This is a genomic window from Leptolyngbya boryana PCC 6306 (genome assembly GCF_000353285.1).
GTDB classification, from domain to species: Bacteria; Cyanobacteriota; Cyanobacteriia; order Leptolyngbyales; family Leptolyngbyaceae; genus Leptolyngbya; species Leptolyngbya boryana.
On the sequence record NZ_KB731324.1, the window covers coordinates 2,866,689 to 2,885,048 of the forward strand.

Consider the following 18,360-nt stretch of genomic DNA (forward strand, 5'->3'; position numbering starts at 1 on the left):
TCTCTTCCTGGCAACGCTACCTTGCTAAAGCAACCCTGTTTTGCGATCGTCAAAAACATTCTTGGCAACGCGATCCAGCATCAATTTGTGCTGCTGCATCTCGCCTAGCACCATGCAAATTCGTCAAGTCATAAAAGCGCTGCACTTGTTACCTGTGTTGAGGTTAATTTGGTCCGCAGCGCCAAAGTGGACAACGATTCGCCTGATTCTTGTCGCGATTCAGGGCGTATTACCATTGCCCTTACTCTACTTCACAAAATTAATCGTTGATACAGTCAGCGCTAGTCTTCATCAGCCAGATTTACCAAGGCTTTTGGCTCTATTGGCAGGAGTGGCAAGCGTCATGCTGATCACGATTGTGTGCAATGCCATTTCAGAGTTTGTCAACACTGCTCAATCGCAGCAAGTCACGAACTACATGCAGGATGTTCTTCATGCTAAGTCGATCGAAATTGACTTAGAGTACTACGAGAACTCAGACTATCAAGACACGCTACAGCGTGCCCAGCAACAAGCGCTTCATCGTCCAGCGACTGTAGTGAATAATACTCTTGAGGTCGTGCAAAACAGTATTTCCCTGATGGGAATGATCGCTTTATTGCTGTCATTGCATTGGGGGGTCGCCGCAGTTTTATTTGTAGCAGTGATTCCGACTACTATGGTGCGGTTGAAGTTTGTGAATGTGCGCCACGAATGGTATCGACGACGCACTGCGATGGATCGACACAATCGGTATCTCAGTTGGCTTTTAATCAGCGATTGGTATGCCAAAGAACTGCGACTGTTTAATCTGGGACAGTTTTTTCGCCAGCGATTTAATCGCCAGCAGCAGCAACTCTATCGAGAAACTCTAGAGATTGGGCAACAACAAGCGATCGCAAATGGTTGCGCTCAGACACTTGCAGGAGCATTGATATTTGCAGCTTATGCCTTTATTGTTTATCAGGCATTTCAAGGCACGTTGCAGGTTGGTGATCTGGTGCTTTGTCGTGAAGCATTGCTACGTGGGCAAGGTGCGTTGTCAGGTGTAATGTCGCGGATTGGAGGACTTTATGAAGACAATCTTTTTCTGGCAAACTTATATGAGTTTTTACGGTTGAAGCCGAAGTTAGTCGAACCGATACGACCTCAGTCGATCCCAACACCCATGCAGCAAGGAATTGTGTTTGATCGAGTGAGCTTTCAGTACGACAATTCTGCGCGTCAAGCGATTCGAGATATTTCACTCAACATTGCTCCTGGAGAAGTGATTGCTTTAGTGGGTGGAAATGGTTCTGGAAAAACAACATTAATCAAGCTGCTGTGTCGATTGTATGATCCCACAGCAGGACGAATTACAATCGATGGGATTGATCTCAATCAGTTTGCGATCTCCGACTTGCGACGACAGTTCAGCGTGGTGTTTCAAGACTATGCGAAGTACCAAATGACCGCACAGGAAAACATTTGGCTGGGCAATATTGAACTCTCTCCGGATCATGAGCGAATTTTCAAAGCAGCCCATCACAGTGGGGCAGATGCTGTGATTCAAACATTACCTCAAGGCTATGACACCATTTTAGGAAAGTACTTTGAGACGGGTGAAGAACTGAGTCTGGGACAATGGCAGAAAGTTGCCTTGGCAAGAGCATTTTTGCGCGCTGCTCAGGTGATCATTCTCGATGAACCAACGAGTGCGATCGATCCAGAAGCCGAAGCCGAAATTTTCCAGAGCTTTCGTCAATTGATTCAAAACCAAGCTGCGATCCTGGTAAGCCATCGGCTTTCGACGGTCAAGCTCGCGGATTGCATTTATGTGATGGAAAACGGTTGCATTGTCGAGCGGGGAACACACGAGGAATTAATGCAGCAGCAAGGCAAATATGCTTTCTTATTTGAAACCCAAGCTCAAAACTATCGATAATATGAATCGATTCTAAGCTGCGATCGAGGCAAAGTCGAAACTGTGGAGCAGCGATCGCAGACCTTGTTTAGTGCTCCATTGAGGATGAAAATTCAACGCGGTTCGGGCTAGCATGATCTCGGCTTGAGAGTATTGAATATCACCGGGTCGCGCAGCGGCAAACTGCATTCCTGCTTGGTAATTGGGAAAACTTAACCTCAGCCAGTCGATCAGTTGTAAAAGTGAGGTCGCCTTTCCCGTACCAATGTTACACACAAGCGACGATCCGGGAGCCAGTGGAGCTTGTAAGGCTTGCACAAAGGCTTGAGCAACATCTTTAACATAGACAAAGTCGCGAGTTTGAGTGCCATCGCCGTAAACTGTAAGCGGTACTCCCTGCTGCATCGCTTGAATAAACTGCGAGATGACTCCAGAGTAGGAAGAATGGGGAGCCTGTCGATCGCCAAACACATTGAACAACCGCAATCCTACAAAGGAAAATCCGCAGCGCTCAGCAAATAAACGCCCATATTGTTCACTGGCTAATTTTTGTAGCCCGTAGGGAGAAATAGGCGCGATCGCGTGTTCTTCAGAAATAGAAGTCGCGGACAGATTGCCATAAACGGCGGCTGAACTCGCAAAAACGAGTTTGGGAATCGATAACGCTTGACAGAGATTGATCACTGCAATAATGCTCGAAAGGTTATTGTGATGAGACTGAGTTGAATGAAGCCATGAGTCCATGACTGAAGGGGTTGCAGCCAAGTGGACAAGACCATCAATTTTGCCGGAAAAATCAATCGGTTGACAGCGCAAAATATCTTTTTGTAGGACTGATAATTGTGGATGTGAAGATAGATTTTTCAGCGATCCAGTCATCAGATTATCGACAACAATTGCAGAATGTCCTTGTGTTAAGAGTTCTTCGGTGACGTGAGAGCCAATAAATCCAGCTCCACCAGTAACGATAAAGCGCATCTTCAGTATCCTTTTTGTTGTTTTAGAAAGTGGCGCAAGGCAGACAGAAACACGAACTGCTCAGGATGAAGACGCGCTTTAATCCACTGCTTGATGTTGTGTTTGACTCGATTAATGCTGAGAGAGCTTAAAAGCGCGATCGCAATTCTTGAACCCCAGTCACTTGGCGAGAGCCGCATCGTACCGGCTCCGATAAAGGAAGCAGAGCGGAGTCGATCGAAGATTCCGCCACCCTGGGTTTTGTGCAAGTAGAATGCAGTTTTACAGAGTGCTAGAGCAGCGATTGGATGACGGTTTTCTCGCAATAATCTCGCTTCATCTTCTGTGCAGCCAAACAGTAAAGGTGCATTTTGAACAAAACAATCATCAGTTAAGGCTTTCAACGTTCCTTGACCAATGTATGTTGCCGTTTCACTATTGCTCCGAATGCGGTAGTAGATGAGCGGTAACTCTAAATTGGCGAGCTTATATTTTGTGGCAACTCTTAGCCAAAGATCATAATCTTCGACACCCGGTCGTTCTCGATAGTTACCCACCTCTAAGATGGCTGACCGTCTAAACATGACAGATGGATGCGCCATACTGTTAACGCTGATCAGGTAGTTTACAATGTCCTCAGGGTGAGTCGGTCTAGGATAGAGTTCATTGAACCCTGTATCTTGGTGGATGAGATACATAGAACTGCCAACCACAGCAACATCCGGATGAGCGATTAAATACGAAAGTTGTGTTTCCAGGCGTTGTGGCACATTGATATCGTCGGCATCAATTCGAGCGCATAGTTCTGTGTTGGATGCTTCAACCATTTTGGCTAAGGAACCTCCAACCCCACACGGATCATTTGTCACCACTCGACCCGGTAAGCGTTCAGGAACCCATTTTTCTAGTTCTTCCAACGTGCCATCAGTTGAACCATTGTCCCAAATTAAAACTTCCCAGTTTTCGTAAGTTTGTGCCTCGATCGAGGCTAGAGTTTCGGGCAGGTAAGGCATCCCATTTTTGACAGGAATTAACCAGGTGACACATTCGCTCATAAGTTTTAGTGAGGGTTACACAGCGATCGCGATTGCTCTAAATCATGGGTAATCGCAGCACAGAGATGATCAAGCTGGTACAAATCATCTGGACGATAGAGTTTACGAATTGGTAGAGTTTGCGCAATCCGAGTAAGATGTTGCAGTTCTGCTTGTTGCCCCGATCTCGATAAGATCGATCGCCCGTAAGCATGGGTAAGTAACTGATGGAGGGCTGCGATCGGGGTAAGAGGATCAATCCTTACTTGGGTCAGCTGCGGATCTCGTTCTGTGAGCACATACACAGCGCTCAGAGGTAAGGGGTGTGCAGTAAAGCTTTGAGGTTTGGACTGGGTGGCAATACTAGGATTTGTATCGTTCTCCATCTGAGTACTCAGGTCTAGCAGTCGTTTATCCCAGCGGTTAGCAACCCGTCGCAGTTTAGAGGTAGAAACTTGTAGCGCATCCAGCGAGGGACTCCACAACCGCAAAGCAGGATATCCAGGCTGCACCCAGAATTGCTGATTCATCCAAGTCAGCGCAGCAATATCATCACTGAGAACGCTGTATCCTCGTAGAGCGAAGGCAGCAGCAGTGGTCGATTTCCCAGCCCCCGACTCACCGACTAGCGCGATCGCGCGATCGGCAATTTCCACCACGCTGGCATGGAGGCAAATCACATTGCGCAGCCGCAAAACATGCCCCAACACTGCCCCTAACAGCATCGATACAGCATCTTGAAACAGGTCTTCGTGTGACCAAAAGCCCCAAACTTCAGTCCCAGTGGGATTGATCACAAAATCCAGCCGATCGCCTCCCTCATAGGATCGTAGGCGTGAGTAAATGCCATCTGGTCGCTGGGTCTGCCACAAATACAAGCCCTCTTGTTGATCACTGGTGTCTGAAGCTTGCCAATAGCTCGGTTGCACAAAGGCATAATCAGCAGTCGCTGTGCCTAGCAAATTCACTCGAATTGGATCTTGCAAGGCAGTACGGGCAGGCAAGATGGGTAAACCAGGAAGCGATCTCTGGGTAACAAACTGACAGCCGTAGACTGAATAACAATACAGGCGATCAGAATTGAGCATAGGACAGATAAGTGGGATAAAGGTTGAGCAAGACGCAGGCGGATCTCTATCTCATGGAAATGCGATTCGAGGAGTGATCTGCGATCGCCAGAAGCACCCGCAGATCACTCCTTACCCTGGTACAAGCCAAGATAACAGCATTAGAGCGGCAAGATAGGTCCGGAAGTTGTCGGCGCAGTTGTCGGTGCGGCTGTCGTCGAAATGCCACCGCTTCCAACGACTTGGTGAGTCAGTCCAGCGATTGTGCCGTGTTCAACGAGCTGCGGAGAGCAATAGGTTTGCTTGTTGTTGTTAGACATTTGAAGAAGTTCCTCTGTTGTTGTTCGATTGACGTGGGTAGATCACAATTCCTGAAACTCGTATTGAGGCGTATGGAATGAAGCGCACGCTGATTAAACTGCTTGAGCAAGTGCTGTCTGTTGTCCCACCTGTTCTAGCGTCTGAAGAAATCGCTGTTTCCATATCGCTTCGTCAAACTGCTCGATGACCTGTTGGCGAATGCGATCGCAATGTTCCTGGTGCTCCGCCAACGATTGGTTTGCGACCTGAATCATCGTTTCAGCCAGTGCTTGTGGATGCCTTGGTGCAGTCAATGTACAAATCTGCTCAAAAATCGTGCCCCGATAGGCCGGTAAATCTGAGCTAATAATCGTACATTCGCAAGCGGCTGCTTCAAGCAATGTTGAAGGAAAAGCATCAGCCCCCAAATAGTTCACGACCACATCTGCCAAGTTATACAGTGTTGGCATCCAGAGATGGGGAAAGTGAGGTAACCAGTGCAGATGCTCCCTGAGATTGGCAGCTTCCGCCTGTTGGCAAACTTCCTTGTATACTTCTTGCACATCCTGCTGAGTTGATCGACCCATTCCACACATCACCAACTGTGTAGACTGCTGGAAATGAGGATAAGCCAGTATATAGGCTTGCATAATATATTCCTGCCCATAGCCGCGTCCCAGTCCGCGTGGCGACAGAAATATGAAGGTGTCTGGCGCAACTTTCAGCAAATCTTGTTTCCACTTTTTCAGGTCGCGCGTTGCCCCGCGATGAAATCGGGCAGTGTCTACTCCCAGTGGCAAAAGTGCAATCTCGGCACCTGGCGGTAGGAGCGCTTGAGAGGGTTCGACTAACTTCGGGTTTTCTACAATCAGCAGATCAGTGTGCTTCAGCACAAATTTGCCTAGTTCCGAGTGTTCGTCTACTCGGTCATATAGCAGAAAATTTAGAAACCCCCAGGCTGAGACAACAAGTGGATGCAAGCCCGCTAACGCACAGCTATACGCATACCAACCAATGCCATTTGTATGGATCACATCTGGTTGAAACTCAGTAGCAATTTCGCGTAAGCGAGGAGCTAATTTGATCGCCATGCGATGTTCTGTCGCTTGATCATCGATCGTGGTTTCATCTATCCAAGTTTCAATCAGCTTTTGAGCCTGAAAAAAGCGATAGTTCTCTGGGTGATGGTTTGGAAAAAAATCGCCATCGCTCACAAGGCAAACCTGGTGTCCTGCCGCAACCAGCCATTGAACTGGGCGCTCTGCCGCAATCCCTCCGGAAGAAACAACTAAAATTCGCATCGTGAATGAAGGTAAAGATTGTGAACTTCAACAGAAATACTTTCACTTGCTCAGGTTCGCATTTGCAGTTCAATTAATTCAGCCTTCAGTAGCTGTTCGATGAAGCTCAGGAGATCCTGCTTCAACCGCTCTGGTGTAACTTCATAACGCTCTAACAGCAAATCATACGCCGCCGCGATCGAATCCGACTCCGTTAACACTGAAAGCATCTCGGTTGCTATTGCATTTTGACTGAAGTACTTTTCAGTTTGCAGATTCAACAAGGCTGTCTCATCCGCTACATCTTGCATCAAAATATGAGGAACAAGCGCCACAGCATGATCTGGCAGAATTTGCGGTTTGATATGGCTGCTGTTTAGCATTGGAAGGCTCAAGAGTAATTGGTACAAGTAAATCTACTTACATTTTTTTATACGTCCGGATGGATTGAACCGTTTGTTCAGAGGAAAGATCCCCAACCCCTAATGAAACGGATAAAGGATTTGCGCCCAATAGGTTCTAACGACGCTGGGAAGCGTGAATTTTTGTGCGATCGGAAATTGTGGATCATCAATTCCCGTTCCTGGATAATCCTGAGTATCGTGATGTTGAGTACCAAACAAAAAATCCCAGATGGTCAGGAGAGAGCCATAGTTCTGATTATGTTGGCGCAGTTCGATCGAGTGATGAACGCGATGATATTGCGGTGTGACAAAAATATGCTTTAGCCAACCCATGTTACAGCGAATTCCGGAATGACAAAAACGCCCATACCAGTTGTAAAAGAAGATATAGTACATTTGCCCGGGATAGGGAATTGCAAATAGATACCATGGAAGAACCAAGATTGGATATCTCAGTAACATTTCCCCAGGATGAACCCGCAAAGAGGTGAATAGATTGAGCTGTGCCTGGGAGTGATGAATGACATGAAACCGCCACAGGAATGAATGCTGATGCATCAGAAGATGACTCAGCCAGGTAACAAAATCTGCAAAAATTATCGACAAAATAAACCGCAACCAATCGGGTAAAGCCAGCAGTTGTGGTAGATTGATGCCCCAATTTCCTAGTAGCTTTGTGTAAAGCCAATCTATCCCCATCGTGCAAGGCGCTATCCAACAGAATCGCATCACAAAGCTTCCAAGCAGCCAGATTGAATCTTGCAATAGTCCAATCGAAAAGGTTTTCTGCTTTGGCTCTACCGGGAAGAGCCGCTCCAGCAGCAAAATCGCTGCGGTCATTCCATAAAATATCGGATTGAAGATGACTTCAGTCATACTGGTCTTGATCGCGGCTTTAAGATTGCTCAACAGCCAAATTGTGATCGGTTTTAGCTGTAGTAGAAAATACAACCCAGTAGCTTTTTGCCAGTACAAAATACAAACTAACCCTACTAGCACTAGAAGCCCGTGCTTTTGGAGATTGAGCCGAACCAAGCGATCTCGCTTTTGCATAATACGGAGAATCAACTACCGAGTAGACAGAATGACAAAGCAATACGGTAGAGTCCCCAAAATCTGCACCACAATTTGCTTGTCCTACAGAACAGCAAATTGTGGTGCTAACGAATCGTATGGACAATCAGTTAAACTTCACACCTGATGTAAATACATAAAGGAATATGTAGCATAAAAACCTAGTGTAGTCATCCACAATCAACAAATTCTCTGCAAAGGCGTAGCGCAACTCACCCAATTCGGTAGATCTAAGGAAAAAGGCTGACAATACTGAGGGCGATAATCCTACTGAAATATGATGTAGAATTTCTCAATTTTGCTCGCTAGAGTAGGGGAAAGCCTCTTCATTTGGTGAATATCATGGCTCAGTGGGATCTTGGTCGATTTGTGCAAACATTAGAGTATTTTGAAGCGATACCCGTCGTTAGCTGGCTACAAAACATGTTTCAACCACGCCCCAAACCTTTGACCTCAAATGAAACTGTTCTCTTCGACTTCAACGATTCAGCAACAGATTTGAAAAATACTTGGGGGGCACTTGATGATGTCGTGATGGGCGGTGTTAGTAATAGTGGCATCCGTCTTGAGGGGGGTGTTGCTGTTTTTACAGGCAATGTCTCGATCGAGAATTCTGGAGGATTTGCCTCAGTTCGGACACGCAATTTTGATCCACCCCTGGATTTATCGAATAGATCCGGAGTTGAACTGCGGATCAAAGGTGACGGCAATCGCTATAAATTTCTCATCCGCGATAGTGATGGGTGGGATAGTACAGGTTATTCTTACTCGTTTGATACTGTTGCTGGCGAATGGATGACGATTCAAATTCCTTTTGCCCAGACGGTTCCAGTGTTCCGGGCAAAGACCGTTCTAAATGCCAGACTGGCGACTGAACATCTTCGGTCGTTTCAACTGATGCTGAGTAAATTTGAATATGATGGAGCGTTGAATCCCAGATTTAATCCTGGGACATTTCGCTTAGAAATTTTGTCGATCGCTGCCTACTAGGAGAAAGTTGATGCGGTTATTACACACGATGCTACGAGTTGGAAACTTAGACGAGTCGCTGAAATTCTACTGCGACACGCTCGGAATGAAACTCTTACGCAAAAAAGATTATCCCGGCGGCGAATTTACTTTAGCGTTTGTCGGCTATGGCGAAGAAGCAGATCACACCGTCATCGAACTCACCTACAACTGGGGAAAAGAGCAGTATGACTTAGGCGATGCTTACGGTCATATTGCGATCGGGGTCGATGATATTTACGCAACCTGTGAGGCGATCGCCGCGCGTGGCGGAAAAGTAACGCGGCAACCTGGTCCAATGAAACATGGCTCTACTGTGATTGCCTTTGTTGAAGATCCGAATGGGTACAAGATCGAATTGATTCAGCTTGGAACACAAGGATCAACTTCAGAGAAAAAGGAGGCAACTGCGAACGCTTAAAGCGCGCTCGGGTTCAGAGGGCTGCTATAACTAAGTTTGGCAGCCCGTCTGAGGAGTGAGTCTGTGAAAGAGTTGAATTGGATCTGTATCGGTATAATCCTTGCAACCGCCGTTTTGCCAGCGCGATCGCAGCCCGTTTCCGATGAGCCGAGCGAGCCAATGGAGCAAGTCACGACTGTTTCAGAATTGACCGATATTCGTCCTAGCGATTGGGCATATCAAGCGGTTAAATCCTTAGTCGAGCGTTATGGAATTCTCTCCGGCTATCCAGATCGCACCTTTCGCGGCAATCGTCCTCTGACTCGGAATGAATTTGCAGCCGCGATCGCAAATGTCATCGGTCGAATTGAAGAACAATTAATTGCAGGCAATTCAGCCAATACGATCGCAGAAGATATGCAAACAATTCGCCGCGTGGTTGCCGCTTATGGAGAAGCCTTATCGCAGCTACGATCGCGCGTTGATGACCTGGACAATCGGACAGCTACAGTCGAACGTCAGCAATTTTCGACAACGACAAAGCTGAGCGGGCAAGTTTATTACGGTGTGACGAATGGCACAAATGATCAGGCAACATTGCTGTCTCGCGTGCGGTTAAACTTACTCACCAGCTTTCAAGGGAACGATGTGTTAGTGACGCAACTCCAAGCCGGAAATGATGGGCGAGATGCAATTTCCAAAGCACACGACGAGCGGCAAAACTTACTAGGAACAAATGGAATTTTGGCAGATGGTGGCGGACTCGATGCTGTGGGAGTTCCGCGTGAATTAAAGATTCGCAAACTCTACTATTCGTTTCGCCCAAGTGAGAATTTGCAGGTTTCAGTCGGATCAAATTTGCCGCCTAGCGATTTTATCGATCGCAATCAGTTTGCGAACCAATCCGGGCAAAACTTTGGGTCGAGCTTTTTCGCGAACAATCCTTTGATTGTGCAGAATGAAATCGATCGCTTTGGGGGAGCTGGTGCGGCAATTGCTTGGAATGCGAATCGAGCATTGGTGATTCGAGGACTGTACGCTGCTGCCGATTCTGCAACCACAGGATTGTTTCAAGACCGCTATCAAGCCAGTCTCGAAGCTGAATATACGATTCCAAATCAACCGATCACCGTTCGCGCCCAGTACACTCATGCTGATATTAATGGCACGCAGATCAATGCGGCTGGTTTAAGCGCAGAATGGGCGATTCAAAGGCGATTCGGAGTGTTTGGAATATTTGGGCGATTGGGAATTGGGAGCTATGAAGGCTTTAACTCCATTCTCCAACAAGATTTAGACCTCAATCCAAAAACTTGGGCGTTAGGGGTTTCGTTTCAGAACTTTTTAATTCCCGGATCGAAAGCTGGACTTGCTGTTGGACAGCCATTTATTAGCGATCGCTTAGGCAATAAGACTCAGACGAATTTTGAAGCATTCTTTGGTCTGTTGCTCAACGATCGCTTGAATATCAGTCCTTCTGTTACGGTCGTATCGAATCCGAATAATCGGGCGAGTCCGACGATTTTAGAGTGGTCGTTGCGGGTGTTGTATGAGTTTTAGGTTGGTCGTGAATTGCATTACGAAAAAGCCCCCGATAATCGAGGGCTTACCAAATCTTTAACGCCTTCTGCCGCTACCGAACGACGAACGAGATCGCGTTCCGCTGCCAAATCCACCTGGGCGATTGACTCGGCTTGGAGTGGAGCGATTCGATCGACGAAGGGTGCTGGTTCCGTATCCCGATCCGGTTGGGCGATCGCGATTAATCGCCGGGCGGCGCACGCGCGGATTATTCAATCCTGGAGAACCGATTCGACCCGTTGAACGGAAGACTTGTCGATTTCGTTCAACCACAGGTGCAGAGCGATAGCGTTCTTGGTAGCGATTCACCGCTTGACCGTAAGAAGAACCATAACCACCAAATCCTGTCAAAGGCACACCTGGCTGATAGAAGGGCGGCACATAGTACTGAGGACGGAAGAGTAAACTCCCGATCGCTTGACCTGCTAAAGCCCCTGCAAACGGAGACCAGAAACTCGGCTCTTGGCGCACAACCACCGTTTCAGTCCGACCCGTTTGGGGATCAGTGACATTCTCGGTAACGTTATGGACGTACTCAATTTTGAACTCTTCAGGAATATGCAGCGACACTTCCCCGTTTTCAGACTTGAGGTAAGCTTTTTGACCTGCTTTTACCTCGTCTGGAGTCAATTGAGCTAGCTTCAAATTTTCAGTTCTAAACGCCGAATTGACTCCAGCAGGCGTATCTCTGAGAAGAACCGTATACTCGCCTGTGCCATCATCAAACGTGGCTTGCTGAACCCCAAACTGACCATTGGGCAATTTTTGATCCGCACGAGTGGTTGCAGCGGGGCGATCTTGCGGACGTTGAGGATCGCCTAAAGAAGAACTGCTACAGCCAACTGCAGTCCAACATAAAGCTACCGACATAGAGAGGGCAAGAAATTTTCGCATCATCGATCGAGCGAGGTTAATGGAGATAAACATGGGTGTTTCAGTACCGTTCTAGAGTCTCAGAGGTGGGGGAGTGGGGAGTGGGGGAGTGGGGAGAAATTACCTTTTGCCCCGTGCCCCTATTCCCCCGTTCTTTACCTTCCGATTCTAAAGGGGAATCAGTTCTGGAAAAAATTCTATAAGCTGATCGGTGCTAAGTTCGTCACCCAAACGAGAGGGAGAGAAATGAACTTGAACGGCTCGGAGACGTTCTTGGTAGTGCAAATTGATGATCGCTTTCAGTCCAGCTTGCAGTGCCCGCAAATCCGCTAAATCCGTTTCGAGTTCAGGAGCTTCTCCCTCTGCTGCGATCGTAATCATCACGACTAGATTCTGCGTGACGGGTAACGTCAATTCGTCAGGTGAGGTTTCCGCACTTTCAAGCTCAGGGGCACTGAGATAGCGTTGAGCCGAATCGGTAAATAATTCGTTCACGTAGTCGCCTGCTTCGCCTTCATCCCGAATTGCATCGCCTTCATTGGCTGCCGATCGCCAGTAGGTTTGGTACTGCAATAAACTTTGACAAATTTCAACTAACCCTTCGCCGAGGGTATGTAAATCGCCCTCTGACGCGATCGCATCTCGACCTGCTTGGTTCAACACGCCTAACAATGGCGCGACTTCATCCCCCGCCAAATGGATAAAAATACGGCAGACGACAAAGCGACTTCTGCCTGTGAATTGATTGAAGCGATCGCGCCATGAACTCATAATCAATGCGTCCCCAGTCTAAAATCTTTCAGAATGATAAACCGCCCTAGAAACAGAAATTTCTATCCCAGGTTGAAATCTTTGCACCTGGGAGATTAGCTAATCGAAATTGGTACATTGCGAAATACACGGACATTTGGAATATCGAGATCAATGCGATCGAGCGTATCAGGAACTCGGAGCGTCACCGAAGTGTTCAGGCTTGATCCAGGACGCAAGTTACTTAGACTGATGAATTGATTATTAGAGGCGGGTGTCTGAATGACTGGATACTGCTCATTTGTGCGGGAATTGAGCGCGATCGCATTGGCAAGATTGATAGTCGGAGCCGCAGTGACTGGGCGATCAAGCCGACGCACTTGCAGTTGAATCGTGGCTGAATTCGACGAGCCGCGCGTTGCAGATAACAGTTCAACCTGAGCAGAACGGTCTTCAGTTGGTTGGATAAATTGACCCTGTGTAACCTGCTGCGGTTGGGACAGAAAGGGCAACAATGGACGGCTTACAGACGGATTCGACGATTGCGGTTGAACAGAAGATTGCCGTCTGACTTGAATCACCGCGTAGGCACTGAGAAAAAATGCAATCAGCGATATGAGTAACGCTAACCCTGAGAGAATATCGCTTAAAGGGGTGCCGGAATTTTCATGCCGCATCGGCGGGATCGGGCGATCGCCAAGTGGACGATCGAGATCTGACTCCTGCATTTTCCGGGGTCGAAGATCACGTTCTTGCACCATAATGATCACTCTTTGAAGATTGTGCTTCAATTCTATTGGTGAAAGATAAACTTCCGCACTGTACTAAGGGGAGATTTCACCGATATCTACCGTGAATTGTTGTTGCAAAATCGTCATGACCGTGTTCTCTCAGCGATTGATTATTAGTCTACTAGGATGGTTTTTTCTGGGTCTGACAGGGTTCACGACAAGTTTGCGTGCCGAATCGGGGGCAATTTGCTCGCAACAATTAACTCCGCAAATTGATGCGATCGTCAATCGTCCAGAGTTTGCCCGATCCAGATTTGGGGTGATGATTCAGACGCTGGACAGTCGCCAGACGCTTTATCGCCGAGATGCCGATCGCTTTTTTATTCCGGCTTCTAATATGAAGCTGTTCACGACGGCGATCGCGCTGAAAGAGTTCAGTCCTAATTTTCGGATTCGCACTTCGGTGTATGGTACGCCGACTGCAAATGGATGGCGGTTACGATTAGTCGGGCGAGGCGATCCGAGTTTGAGCGATCAACAGTTGAAAGAAATGGTGCAGCAGTTGAAGCGGCGCGGGATTCAGCGAATTGCAGAATTGACGATCGAGGATAGTTATTTTGGACAGGATAGTTTGATTTCCAGTTGGGCAGTCGGAGATATCCAAGCGCCTTACGCGGTGCCTGTCAATAGTTTGATTTTGAATCAGAACAGTTTAGGCTTTCAGGTGATACCGCAAGCCGTTGGACAACCGTTGCAATTAAAATGGGACGATCCAACGCAGGCGCAGTACTGGCAAATCGATAATCGCTCTCGAACGGTCGAGACAAAGACCAAAGAATTTTTGCAAATTCAGCGAGATTTGAGCCAGTCGATTTTGAAAGTCGAGGGGCAGTTGCAAGTTGGAGCGAAGCCCGATCTCTGGGCGATCGCGGTTCCGAACCCGAACCAGTATTTTCTGCGGCAGTTGGTGCGATTTCTTCAGGAAGAGAAGATCTCAGTCGCGCGATCGCAGATTAGTGATCAAGCAATGCGACCGTTTGGAATTGAGGTTGCAGGAATTGATTCGCCGCCTTTGAGTGAATTGGTGAAAGAAACGAATACGAATAGTAATAACCTCTTTGCAGAAGCACTGCTGAGGACGATTGGAGCAAAGAACCCACAGGCAGAGGGTCGCACGGTTTTAGAGAAAGGGCTAGCAACTGTCGCTGTGCGATTAAGCCGTTTGGGTATTGAATCGAACGAGATTGAACTCGAAGACGCAGCCGGATTGTCGAGAAAAAATTGGAGTACACCTGCGGCTTTTGTGAAGTTACTCCAAGTCATGCTCCAGCAACCAGAAGCAAAATATTTTCGAGAATCTTTAGCGATCGGTGGAGAAACCGGGACATTAGCAGGTCGATTTCAAGATCATCCAGCAAGAGGCATCACCCAAGCCAAAACGGGAACTTTAACCGGAGCAACAGCGCTATCTGGGTATATTACTCCGCCCCGTTATTCCCCGATCGCATTTAGCATCATCATCAATAACGCACAAGATTTTACAGCCCAACGAACTGCAATCAGTGAAATTGTGGCAATACTAGCACGATTGAAATCTTGCTAAGTTGAATGATCTTGATGCAACAGCGATCGCATTCATTTCCCCACTCCCCACAATCAACCTACTGAACTACTAGCACGGATGAATTGAAATGGTACTAGAACAGAAATGTTCCCCGTAAAGTTCCAATCACAACATCAGGATTCTCATTAGATTGATTCGGTGCAGTCAACCAAATTAGACCTCCGGTGATAGAAAGATTATCCGTCAACTGGTGCTTGTAAAAGCCTTCAACACGGAATGGAAAGGCTTGCTGGAAAGGAACACGTGCTCCATCCAGATAAAATCCTGTGAGATAAGGCTCAACTCCTAGTACGATCCCGCCCAGATTTCCTTTTTTCCCTAGGTCTGGAAATGCGAATGCTAGTGCATAAGACCAAGTGTAATAGTAATCCGATGATCCTCTAGGAATCGTAAAATCGCGACCATTCGTTGTCGTTACCCATCCATTGATCACAATTCTGGGACTCACCCGAAAGGTTGCTGCGACTCCAAAGGAATTATTGTAAGTGTCTTCAGGCACAAAAGTATTGGCAGTCGTCAGTTTTGTCCCTGTAACCTCAGCGAAATTCGTGTTAGTAATTGCTGTGAGGTAGGTGTAATTGTAGGTCAATCCCAATGAGAAGCGATCACTGGGTGTAATCGTCAATTGTGCCAGTGCTGAAAAGCTTCCATCTAGAAAGCCTCCATACTGACCTGGGAAATTACCTGTTCCGTTTGCTAGATAGCCGAGAGAGAATTCTAAGACTCGATTGAGTTGAGTCGTAATGCCAACGCCCGAACCAAAACTACTGCCCATTCGGTAGATTGGACTACGTTGCCCAAAAGTAGAGAGAGAGCCATTGCCCCCATCAAAGTCTTCAAAGTAAGGATTTAAAGTAGGTACATAATCTGCATGTTCCCCTCCATTCGCAATCACAGCCACTTTCGTTGTCTTTCCAACGGGAAAGCGATAGAGAAGAGAACTGAGATAAATGGCTCCAGGGGTCGCTGTTGGGTTTGGAGAGATAGAGGGAACACAGCAGCTTTGAGTGTTGGGGAAAGGACGGATGACATTAAACGTTTGGATGCCTTCCCGATTTGGAAAGCCAGGTTGAGCTGCGATCGTAAAGCCAGGAATATCAAAGTTACCGGATTGAAACCGGAGTCTGAGTAGATCTGTGCCTAAAAAACTGGTGTCAAAGTTTAAGCGCACCCGATTCGCAAGAACAGCATTTTGAGTTGGAGTAGTATCTGATGTCGCTTGAGTGACGCGCGTTTGATTATCGTCGCCCGTCAACACATCCGTCAGCGCGAAGATGACTTCACCCGTGAGTTTGGTCGTTGTCGAAAATTGTTGCTTTTCGAGTGCTAGAGTCCGTTCTTCTAGTTGACCTACCTTTTCACGAAGCATTGCAAGCTCTGCTGCAAAATCTTGCTGAAGTCGTTGGAGTACAGTTAGATCCTCTGCCCGTACTAAGTCAGCCGCTGCTGTTTCAAGTATCTGATTCAATCGATTGATGCAGGCGTTCAATCCCGCAGCAAATTCGTAACGAGTCAGTGCTCGATTGCCTTGAAAATTGCGATCGGGATAACCCTCTATGCACTTGTAGCGTTCCGCCAGAGATTGTACCGCTTGAAATGCCCAATCAGTAGGCTGAACCTGGGAAAGTTCTGATACGGCAGTGATCGACTTCAGGGATGAAGACATGTCTTCATTTACACTATCTTCCGACGGCTGCTCAATTGGTGCGGCTAGAACTGAAGGAGAAAAAGCGATGCCAATACTTAGGATAGCGAATAGAGAAAGCCACATTTAAGACCAAACTCCGTGAATCAATACTGAGAAAACCCCACAATTAAAACACAGAAACAAGAAAATGAACGTCGTGCAAAATTGCATCAACTTTCATGCGACTTGAGCAATTGTTGTTGCTGCTCAGTTTGGGTTCGGTTTCTCCCTGGAACGCTTTGGAATCTCAACGATCTGATCAATTTTGTGCTCATCCGGTGCTTTATCGATCGCTAACGTGACTTCACCGGTGTTCCTGTTGTGATTTGTTCATTCGGATGCAGGATCACTGTTTCTCCAGCTTGTAAGCCTTTTTGAACTTCTGCTTCAAAGGTGCTGCGCTGACCAATCTCAATCGATCGTTCTTGAGCTTTGCTATCTTGAACACTAAAAACACACCAAGCTTGGTCACAGCGAAACAAAGCACTCAATGGCACTTTCAAAACATTTGGATTCTGCCAAACGACAATTTGCACATCTGAACGATAGCCATCACCGAGCGATGCAGGCGCATTGATAAAATCACCAATAACATTGACGCGCTGTTCTTCCACACCCAAGGCAGAAATTTTAGTAAATGCTGAAGGCTCAACCTGACGAACTTTCGCTTTGAGCATTGGCATTCCCGATCCCGCTTGGACTAAGATCACATTTCCAGGTTTGATCCTCAAAGCATCGGTTGATAAGACATCAATCACAATCTCTAATTTTGAGATATCTCCAATTTCGAGCAATGGGGTTCCAGCCGTGACGGATTGGGCGCTTTGCTGCAAGAGTCGTAAGACTTGACCACCGCTTGGAGAACGAACGGATGTGCGATTCGCTTCATCTTGCAGTTTTGCAAGATCTGCTTCGATGCTAGCAATTCTCGCATCATATACTTTCAGCAAATAGTCTGGATCTCGCTGTTCGGCTTGTAAAACGGTGAGTGCTGCTCGTGCAACATCGACCTCAGCCGATGCTGCTTTTGCGGCGAGTGTCGCACTCTCTAGCTCTTTGGCTCTTGTAATTTCAACGAGTTCCGCATTTTCGCGATCGCGTCGAGAAATCACCCCGGACGCTGCCATTTCTTGGGCACGTTGGCGATCGCGCTGAGCTTGATTGAAGGCTGCTTGTGCTTGAGCCACACTGGCTTCAGCTTGGCGTTGAGTCGCGATCGCGGCTTGAATCCGCGTTTGTGCTTGGGCGAGTGTTGCAGATTTCGGTCTTTGCGTTGCAACTCCTTCTCGCTGAGCACGCGCTTCTGCGAGTCGTCCCAACGCTTCCTGAACGGGTGCAGTTAAGGTTAAAGGTTCAATCTGAGCAACAATTTCACCAGGTTGAACAGCATCGCCAGCTTTAAGCTGAATCCGGGTTAAGCGACCACTAACAGGTGCAGAAATGACAAAGCGATCGCGAATCCGAGTTTTCCCTTCAGCAGCGACGCTCACTTGTAATTCGCCTCGTGTGACTGCCTGAGTTTCGACCACGATCGGAGTGGGACGAAATGCCCAAACGATTGCCGTGAAAGTTGCGATCGCGGCTCCCCCGTAAATGAGCCACCGGGATTTTTTCTTTGGAGAATGCGGAGATAAGTCTTCTCTCAGGTCTGACGCAGGCTGAGTTGTCCGAGGGAGCAGCTTCATGGCAATCTACCAACACTGACGTT

17 protein-coding genes are annotated in these 18,360 nt (G+C 47.4%); 5 read left to right on the top strand and 12 right to left on the bottom strand.

What is annotated here, in order from left to right; all coding sequences use genetic code 11:
* Positions 1–112 precede the first annotated feature (112 nt).
* Positions 113–1,903, top strand: coding sequence for an ABC transporter ATP-binding protein (locus LEPBO_RS0114405; RefSeq protein ID WP_017288286.1), 1,791 nt, complete (start codon positions 113–115; stop codon positions 1,901–1,903).
* Positions 1,904–1,915: 12 nt separating this feature from the next.
* Here LEPBO_RS0114405 and LEPBO_RS0114410 read toward each other — a convergent pair whose 3' ends face one another.
* The 7 genes from LEPBO_RS0114410 to LEPBO_RS0114440 form a co-directional block, all read right to left on the bottom strand.
* Entirely contained in the window at positions 1,916–2,860 is a 945-nt protein-coding gene (locus tag LEPBO_RS0114410; RefSeq protein ID WP_017288287.1) for an NAD-dependent epimerase/dehydratase family protein, read from the bottom strand.
* 2 nt (positions 2,861–2,862) lie between these two features.
* Positions 2,863–3,894 (bottom strand): glycosyltransferase, encoded by a 1,032-nt coding sequence (locus tag LEPBO_RS40070; RefSeq protein ID WP_017288288.1) that lies wholly within the window; start codon positions 3,892–3,894, stop codon positions 2,863–2,865.
* Positions 3,895–3,899: 5 nt separating this feature from the next.
* Entirely contained in the window at positions 3,900–4,961 is a 1,062-nt protein-coding gene (locus LEPBO_RS37110; protein ID WP_017288289.1) for a hypothetical protein, read from the bottom strand.
* A 140-nt stretch (positions 4,962–5,101) separates the two neighbouring features.
* Positions 5,102–5,260, bottom strand: a complete 159-nt coding sequence (locus LEPBO_RS43340; protein ID WP_017288290.1) for a hypothetical protein — start codon at positions 5,258–5,260, stop codon at positions 5,102–5,104.
* 93 nt (positions 5,261–5,353) lie between these two features.
* Positions 5,354–6,541: a glycosyltransferase gene (locus tag LEPBO_RS0114430; RefSeq protein ID WP_017288291.1), complete on the bottom strand. Its 1,188-nt coding sequence runs from the start codon at positions 6,539–6,541 to the stop codon at positions 5,354–5,356.
* A 50-nt stretch (positions 6,542–6,591) separates the two neighbouring features.
* Positions 6,592–6,903 (bottom strand): PqqD family protein, encoded by a 312-nt coding sequence (locus tag LEPBO_RS0114435; RefSeq protein ID WP_017288292.1) that lies wholly within the window; start codon positions 6,901–6,903, stop codon positions 6,592–6,594.
* Positions 6,904–7,002: 99 nt separating this feature from the next.
* The gene (locus tag LEPBO_RS0114440) at positions 7,003–7,977 is read right to left on the bottom strand and encodes a sterol desaturase family protein (RefSeq protein ID WP_017288293.1); all 975 of its coding nucleotides are present in this window, start codon (positions 7,975–7,977) and stop codon (positions 7,003–7,005) included.
* A 363-nt stretch (positions 7,978–8,340) separates the two neighbouring features.
* Between LEPBO_RS0114440 and LEPBO_RS0114445 the strand changes: the two genes are divergently transcribed.
* From LEPBO_RS0114445 to LEPBO_RS0114455, 3 genes are all read left to right on the top strand, one after another.
* Positions 8,341–8,988 (top strand): CIA30 family protein, encoded by a 648-nt coding sequence (locus tag LEPBO_RS0114445; protein WP_017288294.1) that lies wholly within the window; start codon positions 8,341–8,343, stop codon positions 8,986–8,988.
* Between the two features lie 10 nt (positions 8,989–8,998).
* Positions 8,999–9,427, top strand: coding sequence for a lactoylglutathione lyase (gloA, locus tag LEPBO_RS0114450; protein WP_017288295.1), 429 nt, complete (start codon positions 8,999–9,001; stop codon positions 9,425–9,427).
* Between the two features lie 63 nt (positions 9,428–9,490).
* Positions 9,491–10,966 (top strand): iron uptake porin, encoded by a 1,476-nt coding sequence (locus LEPBO_RS0114455; protein ID WP_017288296.1) that lies wholly within the window; start codon positions 9,491–9,493, stop codon positions 10,964–10,966.
* Between the two features lie 57 nt (positions 10,967–11,023).
* Here the strand turns inward: LEPBO_RS0114455 and LEPBO_RS0114460 are convergent, their stop codons facing one another.
* The 3 genes from LEPBO_RS0114460 to LEPBO_RS0114470 all read right to left on the bottom strand — a co-directional run bounded on the left by LEPBO_RS0114460 (position 11,024) and on the right by LEPBO_RS0114470 (position 13,371).
* Entirely contained in the window at positions 11,024–11,914 is an 891-nt protein-coding gene (locus LEPBO_RS0114460) for a hypothetical protein (RefSeq protein WP_017288297.1), read from the bottom strand.
* Between the two features lie 114 nt (positions 11,915–12,028).
* Positions 12,029–12,631, bottom strand: a complete 603-nt coding sequence (locus tag LEPBO_RS0114465; protein WP_017288298.1) for a DUF1517 domain-containing protein — start codon at positions 12,629–12,631, stop codon at positions 12,029–12,031.
* Positions 12,632–12,726: 95 nt separating this feature from the next.
* Entirely contained in the window at positions 12,727–13,371 is a 645-nt protein-coding gene (locus tag LEPBO_RS0114470; protein ID WP_017288299.1) for a hypothetical protein, read from the bottom strand.
* Between the two features lie 115 nt (positions 13,372–13,486).
* Between LEPBO_RS0114470 and dacB the strand changes: the two genes are divergently transcribed.
* Entirely contained in the window at positions 13,487–14,944 is a 1,458-nt protein-coding gene (dacB, locus tag LEPBO_RS0114475; RefSeq protein ID WP_017288300.1) for a D-alanyl-D-alanine carboxypeptidase/D-alanyl-D-alanine endopeptidase, read from the top strand.
* 94 nt (positions 14,945–15,038) lie between these two features.
* On the opposite strand, the gene LEPBO_RS0114480 is transcribed toward dacB, so the two are convergent.
* A complete protein-coding gene (locus LEPBO_RS0114480; protein WP_197693264.1) occupies positions 15,039–16,631 on the bottom strand; it encodes an iron uptake porin in 1,593 nt (530 codons plus the stop codon).
* Positions 16,632–16,945: 314 nt separating this feature from the next.
* On the bottom strand, positions 16,946–18,337 hold the full coding sequence (locus tag LEPBO_RS0114490; RefSeq protein WP_017288303.1) for an efflux RND transporter periplasmic adaptor subunit: 1,392 nt from the start codon (positions 18,335–18,337) through the stop codon (positions 16,946–16,948).
* Between the last annotated feature and the right edge of the window lie 23 nt (positions 18,338–18,360).